Annotated in this window: 16 protein-coding genes and 1 tRNA gene; 8 read left to right on the forward strand and 9 right to left on the reverse strand. The window is 65.8% G+C overall.

The features are described 5' to 3' along the window. Positions 1 to 1,020 precede the first annotated feature (1,020 nt). Together E6N53_RS10515 and E6N53_RS10520 are read right to left on the reverse strand one after the other, a co-directional pair. Positions 1,021 to 1,095, reverse strand: a tRNA-Val gene (locus E6N53_RS10515). A 40-nt stretch (positions 1,096 to 1,135) separates the two neighbouring features. Then, positions 1,136 to 1,396: a DUF7553 family protein gene (locus tag E6N53_RS10520; RefSeq protein ID WP_136590302.1), complete on the reverse strand. Its 261-nt coding sequence runs from the start codon at positions 1,394 to 1,396 to the stop codon at positions 1,136 to 1,138. A 132-nt stretch (positions 1,397 to 1,528) separates the two neighbouring features. On the opposite strand from E6N53_RS10520, the gene E6N53_RS10525 reads away from it, so the two are divergent. Next, entirely contained in the window at positions 1,529 to 2,407 is an 879-nt protein-coding gene (locus E6N53_RS10525; RefSeq protein ID WP_142859087.1) for an NmrA/HSCARG family protein, read from the forward strand. Positions 2,408 to 2,410: 3 nt separating this feature from the next. On the opposite strand, the gene E6N53_RS10530 is transcribed toward E6N53_RS10525, so the two are convergent. Beyond that, positions 2,411 to 2,650, reverse strand: coding sequence for a glutaredoxin family protein (locus E6N53_RS10530; protein WP_142859089.1), 240 nt, complete (start codon positions 2,648 to 2,650; stop codon positions 2,411 to 2,413). Positions 2,651 to 2,767: 117 nt separating this feature from the next. Here E6N53_RS10530 and E6N53_RS21030 point away from each other — a divergent pair, with 117 nt between their 5' ends. Further along, complete coding sequence (locus E6N53_RS21030) at positions 2,768 to 2,935, forward strand: DUF7838 family putative zinc beta-ribbon protein (protein WP_201740173.1); 168 nt, start codon at positions 2,768 to 2,770, stop codon at positions 2,933 to 2,935. Positions 2,936 to 3,040: 105 nt separating this feature from the next. Here the strand turns inward: E6N53_RS21030 and gcvPB are convergent, their stop codons facing one another. From gcvPB to E6N53_RS10555, 5 genes are all read right to left on the reverse strand, one after another. Continuing rightward, positions 3,041 to 4,459 (reverse strand): aminomethyl-transferring glycine dehydrogenase subunit GcvPB, encoded by a 1,419-nt coding sequence (gene gcvPB / locus E6N53_RS10535; RefSeq protein WP_136590305.1) that lies wholly within the window; start codon positions 4,457 to 4,459, stop codon positions 3,041 to 3,043. Between the two features lie 63 nt (positions 4,460 to 4,522). Further along, a complete protein-coding gene (gcvPA, locus tag E6N53_RS10540; protein WP_142859091.1) occupies positions 4,523 to 5,842 on the reverse strand; it encodes an aminomethyl-transferring glycine dehydrogenase subunit GcvPA in 1,320 nt (439 codons plus the stop codon). Further along, on the reverse strand, positions 5,839 to 6,216 hold the full coding sequence (gcvH, locus tag E6N53_RS10545) for a glycine cleavage system protein GcvH (protein ID WP_136590307.1): 378 nt from the start codon (positions 6,214 to 6,216) through the stop codon (positions 5,839 to 5,841). The genes gcvPA and gcvH overlap by 4 nt, the downstream gene beginning before the upstream one ends. Positions 6,217 to 6,223: 7 nt before the next feature. Further along, positions 6,224 to 7,330 (reverse strand): glycine cleavage system aminomethyltransferase GcvT, encoded by a 1,107-nt coding sequence (gcvT, locus tag E6N53_RS10550; protein WP_142859094.1) that lies wholly within the window; start codon positions 7,328 to 7,330, stop codon positions 6,224 to 6,226. Positions 7,331 to 7,784: 454 nt separating this feature from the next. Further along, positions 7,785 to 8,057 (reverse strand): DUF7999 family protein, encoded by a 273-nt coding sequence (locus tag E6N53_RS10555; protein ID WP_236639645.1) that lies wholly within the window; start codon positions 8,055 to 8,057, stop codon positions 7,785 to 7,787. Between the two features lie 194 nt (positions 8,058 to 8,251). Between E6N53_RS10555 and E6N53_RS10560 the strand changes: the two genes are divergently transcribed. From E6N53_RS10560 to E6N53_RS10575, 4 genes are all read left to right on the forward strand, one after another. Further along, positions 8,252 to 8,707, forward strand: coding sequence for an NYN domain-containing protein (locus tag E6N53_RS10560; protein ID WP_136590309.1), 456 nt, complete (start codon positions 8,252 to 8,254; stop codon positions 8,705 to 8,707). A gap of 57 nt (positions 8,708 to 8,764) precedes the next feature. Next, positions 8,765 to 9,124: a hypothetical protein gene (locus tag E6N53_RS10565; protein ID WP_136590310.1), complete on the forward strand. Its 360-nt coding sequence runs from the start codon at positions 8,765 to 8,767 to the stop codon at positions 9,122 to 9,124. 65 nt (positions 9,125 to 9,189) lie between these two features. Further along, the gene (locus tag E6N53_RS10570; RefSeq protein ID WP_142859096.1) at positions 9,190 to 10,035 is read left to right on the forward strand and encodes a TatD family hydrolase; all 846 of its coding nucleotides are present in this window, start codon (positions 9,190 to 9,192) and stop codon (positions 10,033 to 10,035) included. A gap of 220 nt (positions 10,036 to 10,255) precedes the next feature. Then, on the forward strand, positions 10,256 to 10,843 hold the full coding sequence (locus tag E6N53_RS10575) for a DUF2150 family protein (protein WP_136590312.1): 588 nt from the start codon (positions 10,256 to 10,258) through the stop codon (positions 10,841 to 10,843). Between the two features lie 2 nt (positions 10,844 to 10,845). Here E6N53_RS10575 and E6N53_RS10580 read toward each other — a convergent pair whose 3' ends face one another. Then, positions 10,846 to 12,504: an Ig-like domain-containing protein gene (locus tag E6N53_RS10580; RefSeq protein WP_142859097.1), complete on the reverse strand. Its 1,659-nt coding sequence runs from the start codon at positions 12,502 to 12,504 to the stop codon at positions 10,846 to 10,848. A gap of 210 nt (positions 12,505 to 12,714) precedes the next feature. Between E6N53_RS10580 and E6N53_RS10585 the strand changes: the two genes are divergently transcribed. Beyond that, positions 12,715 to 14,283 carry a type IV pilin N-terminal domain-containing protein gene (locus E6N53_RS10585; RefSeq protein WP_161596543.1) on the forward strand — a complete coding sequence of 523 codons (1,569 nt, stop codon included), beginning with the start codon at positions 12,715 to 12,717 and terminating at the stop codon, positions 14,281 to 14,283. A gap of 68 nt (positions 14,284 to 14,351) precedes the next feature. Continuing rightward, positions 14,352 to 15,689 carry a hydroxymethylglutaryl-CoA synthase gene (gene hmgB, locus E6N53_RS10590; RefSeq protein WP_142859100.1) on the forward strand — a complete coding sequence of 446 codons (1,338 nt, stop codon included), beginning with the start codon at positions 14,352 to 14,354 and terminating at the stop codon, positions 15,687 to 15,689. Positions 15,690 to 15,721: the final 32 nt, after the last annotated feature.

Genomic DNA, 15,721 nt, shown 5'->3' on the forward strand with positions numbered 1-15,721 from the left:
GGTGACCAATCAGCTTGGCTTATTTTATCAAACCCAGAAATAGTATTTTAAACAGTTAACGACATTTGAGATAGTAAGTCGTGACTCAGCATCGCGTTCGGATTGTCGCAACTGATGGGGACTATACCCGAACAGTCGCGTTCATTCGTTGTGACCCTGATAACGAATACGTCTATGGAACCTGTGACACAATCAGTGGAGACCCTTCGACCAAAATCACATATCACAATGATGGGTATGTTCATCATAAGCCGTATCGGTCGGGACCTCTGGATGTAAGGCCAATTTGTTATGGGCCGCCAATCAGGGATTTCACCGGGTTCTTCTCCGGGAATATAGTACGCTCTATTCCGAGAACATTGGACGGTCTCCAAACGCCATCGTTTGAAGACGATGACCGACCTATCGACCATATCACATATATAGACACCAGAGGTAGTGATGTCTCTCTGTGCTATCAGTGGATTATGTGTGAGCCAGGATTTCCAGTTGGTGATTTAGTTTCCCGCGCAACTGGACGCGTTGATAAGAACGCACAAGTCAGCTACCATATCTATACGGCGGTCGACCCTTGGGTAGGTGTAATATATGGTCCCGGGTTTCGACCTGAGTTTTTACCTCCGTACTCCAGCGGTTTCCGACCGATGGGTGAAGCAGTTCGAATCCGTGCTGAACGCTCACCATATCCGGAGCCATGCGTAAGCGGGTCACGAGGCTGCGATGGTCCAGATGGGACTGGCCCGCTCTGTGGAGGTTGTAAAAAAAATATACGAGAGGTCGTGACACCTTGTGAGGGTGTGCCCTTCGAAAGATACCTATATATTGCTATTCAGATGTTTTATCGGTTTGAATATTATATAGATAGTGGCATGGGTGGCGGATTCGGAACCACGCCGAGACGTGCTCGCTCACGCCGTTCGCTGCGCGCGACTCGTCTGGTTCGAATCCACCGTCCACCACACAGCCTCGCACGAGTGCGAGAGACACGGAGGTCTCTCGCGGTGTGATGCTCGGCAGAAGTGGGTTGGGGCGGATTCGAACCGCCGGCCTGCTCCGTGTGAAGGAGCCGTCATAACCGGGCTAGACCACCAACCCGTACAGGAGTCGGTATCCGGCCGCGGGACTTAAGGGTTACTTACTCCGCCGGTGGGCGACCGCGATACTGGCCGATGCGCTCGCGCGCCTTTCGCACGGGTTCGGTGTCGACGCGCCGGAACTCGGTCTTCACGCGGTCGAGTCGCGTGCGGGGTTCGTCGCTCTCGTCGTCGGTCTCCTCCCACCCGAACCGTTCGCGCGCGGCCGCCTCGACGGGGGCGAGTTCCTCCGCGAGTCCGATGCGGAGGTGGTCAGTGGCTCGACCCAGGTAGTACCAGGCGTCTCGGAAGTGTTTGTTCATATCTGACCTGACGGGAGCAACAGATATGAACATTGTGGGACGTTCACCGGTGAGTGACTATCCGCACCCCGCGTATCCGGCTGATATCACGGTTCACTGTCGGTTTATGCGCTGAGAACGCGTCCTCTCCCCATGGCACAGAAGAAGGTGCTCGTCACCGGTGCGACGGGTCAACAGGGTGGTGCAGTCGTCGACGCGCTTCGCTCGGACGCAACGGCCGAGTACGAGCTGTACGGGATGACGCGCGATGCCGACAGTGACGCCGCCGCGGCGCTCGCCAAGCGGGGCGTCCAGGTGGTCGAGGCGAACATGAACGACCGCGCGTCGCTCGACGCGGCCGTCGAGGGGATGGACTACGTCTTCCTCGTCACGACGTTCTTCGAGGAGGGCCCCGAGATGGAGACCCGACAGGGCACGCGGATGGTCGACGCCTGTGTCGCCGCCGACGTCGAGTACCTCGTCTACTCGTCGGTCGCGGGGGCGGACCGCGCCCCGCTCGCACACTTCGAGTCCAAGCGAGCGGTCGAGGAGTACATCACCGCCTCGGGGCTCGAGTGGACGTTCGTCCGGCCGGTGTTCTTCATGCAGAACTTCGAGTGGCAGGCGGACGACATCGAGAGGGGAACCCTCGCCATGCCGCTGGCCGAGGACGTCTCACTCGCCGTCGTCGACGTCGCGGACATCGGACGGCTGGTCGCGACGGCGTTCGACGACCCGATCCGGTGGGCGGGCGAGACAGTCGAACTCGCGGGGGACGAACTGACCCTGGAGGGGTTCGCCGCCGCGTTCGCCGACGCACTCGGCCACGACGTCGCCGCGGTTCACCTCGACGTTGACGACTACCGCGCCGACGCCGGTGACGAACTAGCCGACATGTACCAGTGGTTCAACGACCAAGGGTACGACGTCGACGTGCCGGCGCTCTCGGCGCGGACTGGCATCGACTACACCACCTTCGCGGCGTACGTCGACGCCCACTGGGCGTCGCGGCCAGCGCCCGCCTCGGCCTGAGACTCAGGCGAGCGTCCGGTCGACGTACTGGAGTATCTTCTCGCTCTCGGCCATCGTCACGCCGTGGTCGTCGTCGACGAGGACGGGGACGCCGCGCTGTCCGCTCACGCGCTTTACCTCGTTGCGCTCGGAGTGCATCGCCTCGACCCACTCGGTCTCGTAGTCGATGCCTGCCTCGGTGAGCGCGTCGTGGACCGTCTCGCAGAACGGACAGCCGTCGAGTGCGTACAGGGTGAGCGTCATACGAGCCCGTAGCGGCGGGGTGGGCAAGTATGTTAGCCTCGCCGGCGCGTACGGCGGCGTCTCACGCCCGGTAATCGGAACCAACATGTTAAATTACGGCCGCCGATATCTCGACGTATGAGCCTGGAGATGGAACACCACTGTCCGGACTGCGGTGAGGAGCGCACCTTCTGGCGGTCGGCGAGTACCCTGGTGCACCTCGGCGAGAAGGTCAAGTGGCGCTGCTCGGAGTGCGAGTACGGCCTCGTCCGCATCGGCGACATCGACACCTCCGCCGAAGCCTGAGACCGACGCGTCTGACCGACCGAGAGCCCGCCTCCCGAGTCGTACAGGAGAGTAGAGCTCGGACCGTTCGTGAGACGCGCCTGCCGCGCGAGCGGTTCGCGCGGCTCAGTTCTCGTCTTCTTCGAGCGCGTGCCACGACAGCCGTGGGTTCCGCGCGGCACCGACCTGGTCGATACGCCGCGCGCTCGTCCGCGTCGGCGCGTTCGCGAGCGTCTCGTCGTCCTCTTCGATGGCCGCGTTGAACGCCGCGGCGAGGTCGTCCAGCGACGACCGGTTCTCCACCTCCGTGGGTTCGGTGAGCATCGCCTCGGAGACGAGTTCGGGCCACTTCGTCGTCGGCGGGTGGACCCCGTAGTCGAGCATCCGTTTGGCCACCTCGGCGGCGTCGCGGTCTCCGGCGGTCGCCGCGAACTCGTGGTGGAACGGGCCGTAGGGGATGTCGTACGCCAGTTGCGAGGCGAGGTAGTTGGCGTTCAGTACCGCCTTCGCGGAGGCGTCTCTGAGCCCACCATCGCCGAGTCGCGAGATGTACGCGTACGCCTTGACGAGGACGAGCCAGTTGCCCATCGTCCCGTGGACCTTGCCGATGGAGCGTTCGGGGTCGTACAGCTCGAAGCCGCCGTCGGACCTTCGAACGCGGGGCTTCGGGAGGAACTCGGCGAGGTCGGCGACCACGCCCACCGGCCCGGCACCGGGGCCGCCCCCGCCGTGTGGGGTCGCGAACGTCTTGTGGACGTTGTAGTGCATGATGTCGAAGCCCATGTCGCCGGGGCGGGCCCGCCCGAGCAGGGCGTTGAGGTTAGCGCCGTCGTAGTAGAGCAGGCCGCCGGCGTCGTGGACCAGCTCGGCGATGTCGACGATGTCACGTTCGAACAGCCCCAGCGTGTTGGGGTTCGTCAGCATGAGCGCCGCGGTCTCCTCGCTCACGGCCGCCTCCAGGGCGTCGAGGTCGACACGGCCGTCTTCACCCGAGGGGAGTTCGACCACCTCGTAGCCGGCCATCGCGGCCGACGCGAAGTTCGTCCCGTGGGCCGAGGCAGGGATGATGACTTCCGAGCGGTCGTCGTCGTTCGCCTCGTGGTACGCCTTCGCGACGAGGATGCCCGTGAACTCGCCGGCGGCCCCGGCGGGCGGCTGGAGCGTCACGGCGTCCATCCCGCCGATGTCAGCCAGATACTCCTGCAGCCCGTGGAGGACGGCGAGGGTCCCCTGCACCGATTCACCCGAGCGGTCCGGGTGGACCGCCCCGGCGGGCAGCGCCGCGACGTCCTCGGTGAACGAGGGGTTGTACTTCATCGTGCACGACCCGAGCGGATAGGGGCCGGTCTCGACGCCGTAGTTCATCTGCGACAGTCGGGTGTAGTGGCGGGCCAGTTCGGGTTCGGAGAGAGAGGGAAGCGACACCGAATCGCGGGTGAGGTCGTCCGGCAGCGACGACTCCACCGCAGTCTCGGTCTCGTCTTTCTCCGACAGCAAGGGCTCGTACACACCGTCCCGACTGAAGCGCGCCTGGTCGTAGTTCATGCGAGTCCTCCCGTCTCGAGCGTGAACGAGAACGCGGTCGGACGCGTCCGAACGTCGCTCATCTCAGGCGGCCTCCTCGAACGCCGCGACGAGGGCGTCCGCGTGCACGTCGTTCGTCTCCGTGATACAGACCTGAACCTGGTGTTCGCCGACGACGTGGACCGCGAACCCCTTGGCTTCGAGTGTCGAAGCGACCGCCTCGGCGGGCTGGTCGGTGTGGGCGACGAACTCGCGGAAGTGGTGTCGGTCGTAGACGGGTGCCTGGACGCCGACGACCTCGTCGAGTTTCGCGGCGAGGCCGCGGGCGTTCGTCACGCACTGCTCGGCGAGGTCGACCATCCCCTCGGCCCCGAGGGAGGCGACGTGCATCGCCGTCCTGAGCGCGACCCAGGCCTGGTTCGTGCAGATGTTCGACGTGGCGCGCTCCTTGCGGATGTGCTGTTCGCGCGTCTGGAGCGTGAGGGTGAAGGCGCGGTTGTCGGCGGCGTCCTCGCTCGCGCCGACCAGTCGCCCGGGCACCTGTCTGAGGAAGTCGTCTCGGGTGGCGAAGAGGCCGAGTCCCATGCCGTAACTCGTCGGCATCCCGAGGACGTCGGCCGCCCCGACGACGACGTCGGCACCGACCGACGCGGGTTCTTCGAGGAGCGCCAGCGCGAGCAGGTCGGAGCCGAGACAGAACAGCGCGTCGTTGTCGTCGGCGAGGTCACCGATGGTGCCGAGCGACGGCTCGACGACGCCGTGGAGCGTCGGTGACTCCGCGTACACCATGACGGTGTCGTCGTCGACGAGGCTCGCGAGGGCGTCGACGTCGGCCGCCCCGTCGTCCATCGGGTACGTTTCCACCCGGAGCCCGGCACCCTCGACGTAGTTGTCGAGGACGCCAGCCTTCCCTTCGTGGAGGTGGTCGGGGACGAGGACGGTAGACCCGCTCGTCTGCCGGACGCGGCCGGCGAGTCTGGCGGCCTCCGCGAGTGCTGTCGCGGCGTCGTACATCGAGCAGTTCGCGATGGGGAGCCCCGTCAACTCGACGATGAACGACTGGTACTCGAACAGTACCTGCAGGAAGCCCTGGGTGATCTCGGGCTGGTACTGCGTGTACGAGGTGAGAAACTCCGAGCGTCGCGAGAGGTCCGAGACGAGCGAGGGCACGTAGTGGTCGTAGTGGCCTCGCCCGAGGAACTCGACGAGGTCGTCGTTGCGCGACAGCGTGGCGTCGATTTCCGCTCGGACCTCTGCTTCGGATTTCGAACTGATACCGAAGTCACCCTCGAACGCGACGTCGTCGGGGATGTCGAACAGTTCGTCCTCGCTCGCGACGCCGACGACGTCCAGCATGGCCTCGGTCTCGGCGGTCGTGTGTGGTGCGTACGGGCTTCGGCTCATTCGATCTGCTCGCGGTACTCTTCGGGAGAGAGGAGGTCGTCGAACACCGTTTCGTCGTCGACGTCGAGTTCGAGCATCCAGCCGTCACCGAAGGGGTCCTCGTTGACGAGCTCCGGCCGGTCGAACAGCTCCTCGTTGACCGAGACGACCTCGCCCGAGACGGGGGCGTAGAGGTCGGAGACGGCTTTGATGGATTCGATGACGCCGAACGACTCGCCGGCGGTCACCGCGTCGCCCGCTTCGGGGAGCTCGACGAACACCACGTCGCCGAGTTCGTCCTGTGCGAACTCCGTGATGCCGACTCTCACCGGGGCGTCTGTCGTAATCCACTCGTGCGATTCTAGATACCGTTTGTCGTCGGGAACTTCGAACATGATTGTCTTAGCGGTCGATGAAGGGCAGCGAGACGACCCGTGCCCGCTTTCTGTCTCCGCGGACGACGACGTCGACCCGCTGGCCGGGCTCGGCGTGGTCGACGGGGACGTAGCCGAGGGCGATGGCCTTCGAGAGCGTCGGGCTCATCGTCCCGCTGGTGACGTGGCCGACGGTGTCGCCGTCCTCGTTCGTGAGGTCGTAGCCGTGCCGAGCGATGCCGCGGTCGACGAGCTCGATACCGACGAACCGCTCGTCGACGCCCTCCCGGTCGACGCGCTCGAGCGCGTCGCGACCCACGAACTCGGTGTCGAGTTTGACCGTGAAGCCGATGCCGGCCTCGTACGGATTGCGTGGCTCGTCATCAGGGTGGAAGTCCTGCCCGGAGAGCAGAAACCCCATCTCGATACGGAGCGTGTCGCGCGCGCCGAGCCCGCAGGGCGGGCAGGCGTCGTCGTCGACGAAGGCGTCCCACACCGACTCGGCCTCGTCCCAGGGACAGAGCACCTCGAAGCCGGCCTCACCGGTGTAGCCTGTGCGTGCGAGCAGACACGAGACGCCTGCGAGGTCGGCCTCGCGGGCTTCGAACCTGGCCAGCCCGGGTGCGGAACCGAGCACTTCGGTGACGAGGTCGGGCGCGTCGGGGCCCTGGACCGCGAACATGGCCCACTCGTCGGTCACGTTCGTCACCTCGGCGTCGAGGCTCCACTCGTCGCGGTGGTCGACCCAGCGGTCGGACATCTGCGCGTCGTGGCCGGCGTTCGGGATGAAGAGGTACGCGGCGTTCCCCCCTTCGTCCTCGGGAAGCCGGTAGACGACGGTGTCGTCGATGATGGTCCCTTCGGCGGTCGTGATCGTCGAGTACTGCGAGTCACCGGGTTCGAGGGCGGTCACGTCGTTCGACGTGAGTCGCTGCATCAGCGTCGTCGCGTCCGGGCCGGTGACCTCGAGCTCGCTCATGTGCGAGACGTCGAAGATGCCGGCCCGTTCGCGAACGGCGGTGTGCTCGGCTCGAATGGAGTCGAACTCCACGGGCATGTCCCACCCGCCGAACTCGGTGAACGTCGCGTCCCGCTCGGCGTGAACCTCCCGTAGCGGCGGCTTCCGAAGGGCCATACTCGCGCATAGTCGGCAGTCAAGTAATGCTTTGGTATCGCGGTGAGTCACCGACGTGACCGCGTCGGCGTCGCCGGGGAACGACGGGCGGGTGGCGGTCCAACGGGCCTCGAACGTCCCGCTTCGAACCACGGAGCGAAGGGTCGTGCGTCCGCTCGTGTGCGAGGAGATAGATTTATATCAGCACCCGGGGTAAAAACTTACTATGGATATAGTAACTATTTCTGAAAGCGCGGTGGAGGCGGAGACGTGGGCGGAGAGTCGGCGAACGGCAACGTTCGCGGATATGGCGGGCGTCATGCGTCGCGTCTGAAGTCCGGTTTCGCCGCGTGGGTCCGACGAGGGGGTGGACCGAGCAGGTCGGATACGACTGTCTCTCAGCGTCTGCGACGGGACGGAGGATACGATGGGAGGGGCGGCGACCGTTCGTGAACGCGGGGGGAGGCGAGGTCGTTCAGGCGCGGATCGCGGTGGGCTCGGCGGAGCCGGCGACGACGTTCCTTGCCGTCCAGACGTTCGCTCTGACGCCGGCACGCGAGACGGACATCCGTACCTGTGCACCTTCAGTGAGCGAGGCGAGCCGTTCACGCGCCTCGGTGTCGGCGTAGTCGACGACGTGGTACGTCGCGTGGCCGTCCGTCGACTGGACGGTGACCGCACCGTGGTCGTTCATCTGGTCTATCACAATAAACGATTGGGGACTTTCGTCCGCCTCCATCGTACTCATATCAACTTATCTTCGCTCGAACAACATAAAGCTAAAGATATATGTGTCCAAATCACTGCAAAGTGTATTAGGAATACTAGTGTCGGAGGCTCTCACAGTAAGAGGGGGTCGACACTCGGTCGACTTCGGAGGCGCACACCGCGTCGAGACGCTGGAATCAGCACGCCTTTGTTCACGACCGGGGTATCGAGCGCATGAACCTCCTCCAGCGGCTGTTCGCCGAGGACTCCTCTGCCGAGCCGCGAGTCGCGCTGTTCGTCGACGGGCCGAACGTCCTCCGCGACGAGTTCGACGTCGACCTCGACGACGTCCGAGCGGCCGCACGCGAACACGGTCGACTCACCACGACTCGGCTGTACGTCGACGAACACGCGACGCCGGGGCTGATTCAGGCGGCCGAAGCACGCGGGTTCAACGTCGTCGTCACGAGCGGGGACGTCGACGTCAAACTGGCCGTCGACCTCACACGACAGGTCGTCGAGTCGCGGGTGGACGTCGTCGCCATCGTCTCCCGTGATACGGATTTCAAACCGGCGCTCGAGGTGGCGAACGAGTACGGCCTCCGGACCGTCGCGATTGCCCCGGGGACGCACGGACGGTCCGACGCACTCCCGAACGCTGCGACCGAGAGCGTGACCCTCGACGAGTGACCCGACGCTCCCCAGTCGGGGAGAACGGTTATTCGGTTCCGCGTCGCTGAGTCGTGTATGGGACTCGTCGACTCGGTCATCGGTTTCGTGGTGAGCCTGCTCGTCGGGGGATTCGGCATCTACGTCGGCGCACGCTTCGTCGTCGACGAGGCCGACTACGGACACGCCGTCGTCACGGCGCTCATCGGCGCGGTCGTCTGGGCCGTCGTCGGACTCTTCCTCGGATGGATTCCGCTGCTCGGCGTCGTGTTCACGCTCGTCGCCTACGTCGCCGTCGTGAACTGGCGCTATCCCGGCGGGTGGGTCGAGGCTGCGGGTATCGCCCTCGTCGCGTGGGCCGCGTCGCTCGTCACCCTCGCCGTCCTCTCGTTCCTCGGCGTCGGCTCGCTGTCGGCGTTCGGCATCCCGGGCGTCTGAACCAGCCCGACGCCGCGGTCGACGCGGAAGAACGTGCCTTTTGACCCGGCCGTCGAACACCCGGTATGGACCTCGACACGCCGGTGTTGGACAACCACCTCCATCTGGACCCCGAACACGGACAGGGAATCGACGCCGTCGAAGACTTCGCCCGCGTCGGCGGGACGCACCTCCTCGTCGTCAACAAGCCCTCCTGGCACCTCGGCGTGGAGGCCGAGGTCGGTGAGGATTTCCGCGCCGTGTTCGAGACGACGTTGGCGGTCGTCGAGCGGGCGACCGAGGTACTCCCGGGGCGAGCCTGGCCCGTCCTCGGCGTGCACCCTGGGCTCGTCTCTCGGCTGGTCGACGAGCGGGGGTTCGAGCCGGCCGAGGCGCGCGACCTGATGTGCGACGGGCTCGACGTCGCGGCGGAGTACGTGCGAACGGGACGGGCACTGGCGGTGAAGTCGGGACGTCCCCACTACGACGTCTCCGACCCGGTGTGGGAGGCGTCGAACGACGTGCTCCGCCACGCGCTCTCGCTCGGTGCCGACTGCGATTGTGCGGTCCAGCTTCACACCGAATCGACCGAGGACCTGACCGACGTGGCGACGTGGGCCGACGAGTGCGGCCTGCCGCCGGGACAGGTGGTCAAACACTACGCCGGGCCCCGGTTGGTGGGTGTCACGCCGAGCGTCATGAGCGAACCCGATTGGCTCCGGGAGGCGGCCGAGTCGGGAGGGCGGTTCCTCATGGAGACCGACTTCATCGACGACCCCGACCGCCCGGGGGCCGTCCTGGGCCCGAAGACGGTCCCGCGCCGGGTGCGGACGCTCCTCGACGAAGGCTACGACGACGCCGTTCGACGCGCGCACGTGGAGACGCCACGACGGGTGTACGGCATCGACACCGAGGCGACGCTTTCGGACTGATGACAGGGGGCGAACGGACGACACGCGAGACCGCTCCGACGGGCGACGTGTCGTCACGTCGCGGCCCGCCCGCCGGCGCTGTTTTCCACGCCACGGCAGGATGGCCACGGTATCGGATTTGAACCCTCGCCTCACCGCTCGTCGGGCGGGACGAATGAGAGCGTGTCGCACCGAACCGGGGAGAGGAAAGGCCTTTGACTACAGGCAGAGACTGTCTGGTATGACCGAGGTTGAGGAGACCTACTACACCGACGAACGGTGGCAGAACTGGCTATCACGGGTCGCCGAGGAGGACCTAGACCCCGAAAGCGAGGAGTCCGCACGGCTCCTGTTCAACATGCAGGACGACGCGGCCATCGCCGTCGCGAAGGTCCTCTCCGCGTACAAGGACGAGACCATCGACCAGGAGACGGCCCTCGAAGAGCTCCGCGACATCGGCGAAATTGTCCTCTCGGAGGTCGACTTCGAGAGCGAGGAGAAGCTCATGCTCGTCGACGGCGTCCAGATGAGCCTTCGCTGCGTCTTCGCCGCGGGTGAGGAGTACGTCGCCGGCGGCCCCGCTCCCGAGGGGGCCATCCCCGAGCACATCGAAGCGGCCGTCGCCGCCGAGGCGGACGAGGACCTCGACACCGCCTTCGCTCACGTCGTCCAGGCGGGTACGCTCGTCATCGAGGACGACGAGGAACTCGACGTCTCCGTGTTAGAGGACATCGAGTACGGCCTCGTCTCCGACTGGGTCTCCGGACTGGACTCACTGCAGTCGGCGCTCGCTGACCCCGAAGTCATCGAGGAAGAAGACGACGAGTAGGCTCACCGCGGTGCGATGAAGTAGGTCGCCGTCGTGTCGCCCGCCCCGTCCCCGTCGAGGTCGATGAAGACGCTGAGAACGTAGAAGTCCCCTCGCTGTGGCTCGAACGCCGAGCCGCCACCGTTCTGGTTCTCGTAGAACGTCATGACGACGGCTCGGGTCTGTCCCGGACCGAACACGACGCTGGAGTTCTCGAAGTCGCTCCCGGTGTTGAGCGTCAACGCGGGACCCGAGCCGACCGGATCGAACGTGGCGCTTTCGGGGGCGGCGTCTCTGCTGCCGCTCTGTGCGTCGACGCTGTAGAAGCTGAGCTTGACCTTGGTGAGGTTCTTCGACGCGCTCGTGTCGAAGTTCTCGAACTCGACGCGAACCGTGTCGGCCTTCTTGTTGTTGTTGATCGGACTCCCGGCCGCGTCGGCCAGTTCGGCCGACTGTAGCGCGAGGTCGTTCCCGCCCGCGGGATTGATTCCGCCGCCGTCACCGCCCGACCCCTGCCGGACGAGGCGAACGGTCGTCGAGTTGTACGGACTGACGCCCGCGCCGTCGATTGCGGCGGTGACCGTGGCGGTGTCGGTGGCGTCCGCGATGTCGAACGCGACTGTCGCGGTGCCGTCGGCAGCCGTCGTCACCGTCGCGCTGTCGACACTCCCACCGGTGGCGGTGAACGCGACGTCGGCCCCGCCGACGGGGTTGTTGTACCGGTCACGCACCTCGACGGAGAGTTCTCTCGCCCCGACCGTCGGCACCTCGGTCCCGTTCGCGTTCAGCGGGACGAGATACTGCGGCTCGGTGTCGGTGTCGACGCCGGAGTCGCCGGCGTCGTGGACGGCGACTCGCGCGAGCCGGAGTTCGAACGTGTTCGACCCGTCGAGCGTGACGTCGACGCGCGAGCCGTTGACGGCCGTCGCCTCGACGGCGGGGGTCTCCCGGAGCGACGCCGCGGCGCTCGACCGATTCCACGCCACGGCAGCCGCTTCGGTACCGTTTCCGGGCACCGGGACAGTGACGGTCAACGCCGCACCGGCCCGTTCGCGGAGCGTCACCGACCGCGTGGCGACGCTCACCGGTGTGGCCGCGACGGAGGTCGACAGCGACGAGGTGCTGAGGTCCCCCTCGACGGTCACGATGGTGAGGCGGGTCCCGGAGATGAACGTCCCGCTGGAGAGCGCCAGGGGGCCGTTGTCGGTGAGCCGATACGTCCCGGTTCCCGTCACCTCGATGGGTGGGACGTCGACGTTGTTGTACGCGGGCGAAAAGCGGACGCCGCGCGTGCTGTAGTTGTGACCGGTCGCACTCCAGAACCCACGCGCGTTGGTCGGCGCGCCGGAGACGACCTCCGCGCCGGAGACAGTGACGTTCTGTGGCGGTGTCGTCTCGAGTCTGCCCACCGGTGGGCCGGGATTGACGAGAACGGCCCGAGATGGGTAGCGGACGCCCGTCTTGACCGCCTCGGCCTGTTCGTCGCCCCGTGTGCCGGCGGCGAGCACGTCGTTCTGGAGGGTGACGAGGTCCTCCGTGGTCTCGACGTAGCCGTTGAACTCCACGCCCTCGTTCTCCGCGGGCACCACGACCGTCTGGGCGACCGCGAGGCCGAGGACGAGGATTCCGAACAACAGAATCGCGCCGATCTGTATCGACTGTCCACGGTCGTCGCCGAGCATCGGTTGAACAAGAGAGACGCCCCATATAGATGTGCCGCCGCCGATATCAATCGCGAGAGGAGACGGAGGTCGGCTGCGTCACCGGAGGTATGGACCAGATGGGCCACTGATCGGGGGTTGTCCGTGGATTGGTCTGTGATGCGAGCGTTCCGTACCAGTCGTGATAACAGAGAGCCGGAACATAAGTACGAGTTCCGCGTACCGGAGGTGATGAGCGATACCGGAGGCCGCAGAGGGCAAATCGAGGGGGTCGGCGTGGTACTCCTGACCGCCATCGTCATCCTCGGCGTCGGGACGTTCGGCGCGTTCTACCTCGGTACCCTCGACCCGGGCGACAACGCGAGCGCGGACCTCCGCGTGGTGGCGACCAACGACACCACTGACGCGACCGGCGAGGTGACGGTAACGGTGAAACATATGGGGGGTGAACCGGTCGACGACGGGATGGTGCTCCTCCGAGACCGGGACGAGTCGTACCCGTTACCGGACCACTTCGAGGAGGGGACGGAGTGGGAGACGTCGGTCACCGTCGCGCCCGTCGGGAGTCGACTGCACGTCGTCGTCGTCGAGAACGCCACCGAGTCCGTCGTGTTCAACAGCCCTGTGACGGTGCGCGATGGGACGCCGCCAGCGACGCCCGCTTCAACGGCGACGCCCGTGTCGACAACGACGCCCGCATCGACGGCGACGCCGACTGTCGGCGACGGTGGGGACGACAGCGGGGTTCGTGACCCCGGATTCGCCTACCTCGACTACGACGGCGACCGCAGGTACGACAGCGGGACGGAAGACGCGCGAGTCGACCTCGCCGACAACGACAACGGCGACGTCGTCTACACCGCCCCGTCGGACTCCCGAGAGCCGACGCTCGTCGTGCCAGATAGCGTCAGTGGGGGCGAGCTCCGGGCCCGGAACGGGAAGGTCCGGTTGGTGGCCGACAGCGTTGACTTGGACGTGAGTCTGACGTCGACGACGGGTTCGGTCGAGGTCGTCTCTCGGAGCGGAACGACCTACCTCGGCTCGGGCGACTCGCTGTACGGGCGGAACGGTCAGGTGTTGCTCGCCTCCGCCGGCGACGTCCTCGCGGACGGTGTGACGTTCCGGTCCGACACGAGCGAGGTGTCGCTCACGGGGAGCACCGTGTCCCTCAGCGCTGGGACAGTCGACGCCCGGAACGGGCCCGTCACCATCGACGCGAGCGGGGACGTAGACGCGAGCGGCGCGAGCATCGCGTCCGCCACGAGTGCCGTCTCCGTCACCGGAGGTACCGTCGACCTCTCGGGAGCGACCGTGACAGCGGGCAACAACGCGATAACGGTCGCCGGTGACGATGACGTCAACGCCGACGGGGCGACCATCCACTCGGGGACCAGCACGGTCCGAGTCACCGGAACCACTGTACGGTTGAGCGGGGCGACAGTGACGTCGGACAACAGGGACGTGACGATAGACGCGACCGGTGTCGTCGACGCCGACGGAGACACGGTCTTCCGATCGTCCAACACCCTTTCGGTGAGTGGGTCGTCTGTCGACGTGAGCGGGGCGACGCTCGAGAGCACGAACCGGGGAATCACGCTCACGGCGGACGCCGCGGACGTCGACATCCGGAACGCAGAACTCACCACGGCGTCACGGTGGCAAGACGCGATCGCCGACGTTACCGGCGGCGGGACCGTCCTGCTCGACGGATTCAAACTCGACGGAGACAAGCGACTCGACGTCCGCCCCGACAGCGCGTACGAACCCCAGTCGAAGAGGTACAAGAACAAGGTCGAGTGAGCTGATTTCGACACACGACGTAATCGGCATCGACAAACCCATATGCCTCTCCGCAGTAACACGCAGCCATGACACCCGTGGGGATAGACGCCATCGAAATCTGGACTGGCAAACTCCGACTCGACCTGCCGAACACGTTCGCCCCGGTGAAAGGGGACGACCCCGAGAAGTACACGAAGGGCCTCGGCCTGCAGAACTCCTCGATGCCCGACGTCTACGAGGACATCGTGACGATGGGTGCCAACGCCGCGAAACGGCTGATGGAGCGGAAGGGACTCGTCCCGCAGGACATCGGCCGCATCGACGTCGCCACCGAGTCGGCGTTCGACAACTCCAAACCCGTGTCGACGTACATCGCGGGCTGTCTCGAACAGGTGTTCGAGGGCGACTTCCACCACGCCAACAAGGGCGAGCGGAAGTTCGCCTGCGTGGCTGGCACCCAGAGCATCGACGACGCCTACAACTGGATCAAGGCCGGTCGCAACCGCGGTCGGGCGGCGCTCGTCATCGCGACCGACACCGCCCTGTACGCCCGCGGCGACCCCGGTGAGGCGACCCAGGGTGCCGGCGCGGTGGCGATGCTCATCTCCGAGGACCCGAGCGTCGTCGAACTGTCGACCGAACAGGGCTACGGGAGCGCGGACGAGACGGACTTCCTCAAGCCGAACCAGCAGTTCCCCTCGGTCGACGGCAAGCGCTCGATGAAAGTGTATCTCGCGCGCATGCGCGAGGCGCTCGAGGATTACGAGTCGGTGGCCGGACGCACCTACACCGAGGACTTCGCCTACATCCCCTTCCACACGCCGTTCCCCGGGATGGTCCGGAAGGCTGCGCTTCTCGGATACCGCCACATGACGCGCGGGACCGAGATCGAAGACGAACTCGCCGGGGAACTCGGCCGCCAGCCCCGCGAGGAGGACTTCGACTCGTGGGACGACTACGAGGAGGCCATCCGGGGCTACATGGACGGTCTCAAGAGCACCGAACAGTACCGCGACTGGTACGCCCGGACCATCGAGCCGACGCTCACGCTGTCGGGCCAACTCGGCAACTGGTACACCGGCTCGGTCCACCTCGCGCGGACCTCGGCGCTGAAGACGGCCGCCGAGACCGGTCGCGGACTGACGGGCGAGAAGCTCCTCGTCGGGTCGTACGGCTCGGGTGCGCAGGCCGAGATCCACGCCGAAACCGTCCAGGAAGGCTGGAAGGAGGAGGTCGAGGCGCTCACCATCGACGAGCAGATGGCCCGCCGGTACGACCTCTCGTTCGAGGAGTACGAACAAATCCACGACGTCCACAACCACGACAAGGATATCGAAGTCGAGGAGTTCACTCCGCCCGTCGGCGAGTTCGTCTTCGCCGGCTGGGGCCGCATGAACGAGCGAAAGTACGAGTACGTCGAGTAACTCGGAGAAAGGGGAGAACACCAATCCATTCA

It is taken from the genome of Salinigranum halophilum (genome assembly GCF_007004735.1).
Taxonomy (GTDB): domain Archaea; phylum Halobacteriota; class Halobacteria; order Halobacteriales; family Haloferacaceae; genus Salinigranum; species Salinigranum halophilum.

Bases quoted from the DNA above. Each gene is read 5' to 3' on its own strand.
- E6N53_RS10585 (WP_161596543.1), top strand. From the start codon at position 12,715: ATGAGCGATACCGGAGGCCGCAGAGGGCAAATCGAGGGGGTCGGCGTG.
- hmgB (WP_142859100.1), top strand. From the start codon at position 14,352: ATGACACCCGTGGGGATAGACGCCATCGAAATCTGGACTGGCAAACTC.
- E6N53_RS10570 (WP_142859096.1), top strand. From the start codon at position 9,190: ATGGACCTCGACACGCCGGTGTTGGACAACCACCTCCATCTGGACCCC.
- E6N53_RS10555 (WP_236639645.1), bottom strand. From the start codon at position 8,057: ATGAGTACGATGGAGGCGGACGAAAGTCCCCAATCGTTTATTGTGATA.
- E6N53_RS10530 (WP_142859089.1), bottom strand. From the start codon at position 2,650: ATGACGCTCACCCTGTACGCACTCGACGGCTGTCCGTTCTGCGAGACG.
- E6N53_RS10575 (WP_136590312.1), top strand. From the start codon at position 10,256: ATGACCGAGGTTGAGGAGACCTACTACACCGACGAACGGTGGCAGAAC.
- E6N53_RS10565 (WP_136590310.1), top strand. From the start codon at position 8,765: ATGGGACTCGTCGACTCGGTCATCGGTTTCGTGGTGAGCCTGCTCGTC.
- E6N53_RS10580 (WP_142859097.1), bottom strand. From the start codon at position 12,504: ATGCTCGGCGACGACCGTGGACAGTCGATACAGATCGGCGCGATTCTG.
- E6N53_RS10560 (WP_136590309.1), top strand. From the start codon at position 8,252: ATGAACCTCCTCCAGCGGCTGTTCGCCGAGGACTCCTCTGCCGAGCCG.
- E6N53_RS10525 (WP_142859087.1), top strand. From the start codon at position 1,529: ATGGCACAGAAGAAGGTGCTCGTCACCGGTGCGACGGGTCAACAGGGT.
- gcvPA (WP_142859091.1), bottom strand. From the start codon at position 5,842: ATGAGCCGAAGCCCGTACGCACCACACACGACCGCCGAGACCGAGGCC.
- E6N53_RS10520 (WP_136590302.1), bottom strand. From the start codon at position 1,396: ATGAACAAACACTTCCGAGACGCCTGGTACTACCTGGGTCGAGCCACT.
- E6N53_RS21030 (WP_201740173.1), top strand. From the start codon at position 2,768: ATGAGCCTGGAGATGGAACACCACTGTCCGGACTGCGGTGAGGAGCGC.
- gcvH (WP_136590307.1), bottom strand. From the start codon at position 6,216: ATGTTCGAAGTTCCCGACGACAAACGGTATCTAGAATCGCACGAGTGG.
- gcvT (WP_142859094.1), bottom strand. From the start codon at position 7,330: ATGGCCCTTCGGAAGCCGCCGCTACGGGAGGTTCACGCCGAGCGGGAC.
- gcvPB (WP_136590305.1), bottom strand. From the start codon at position 4,459: ATGAACTACGACCAGGCGCGCTTCAGTCGGGACGGTGTGTACGAGCCC.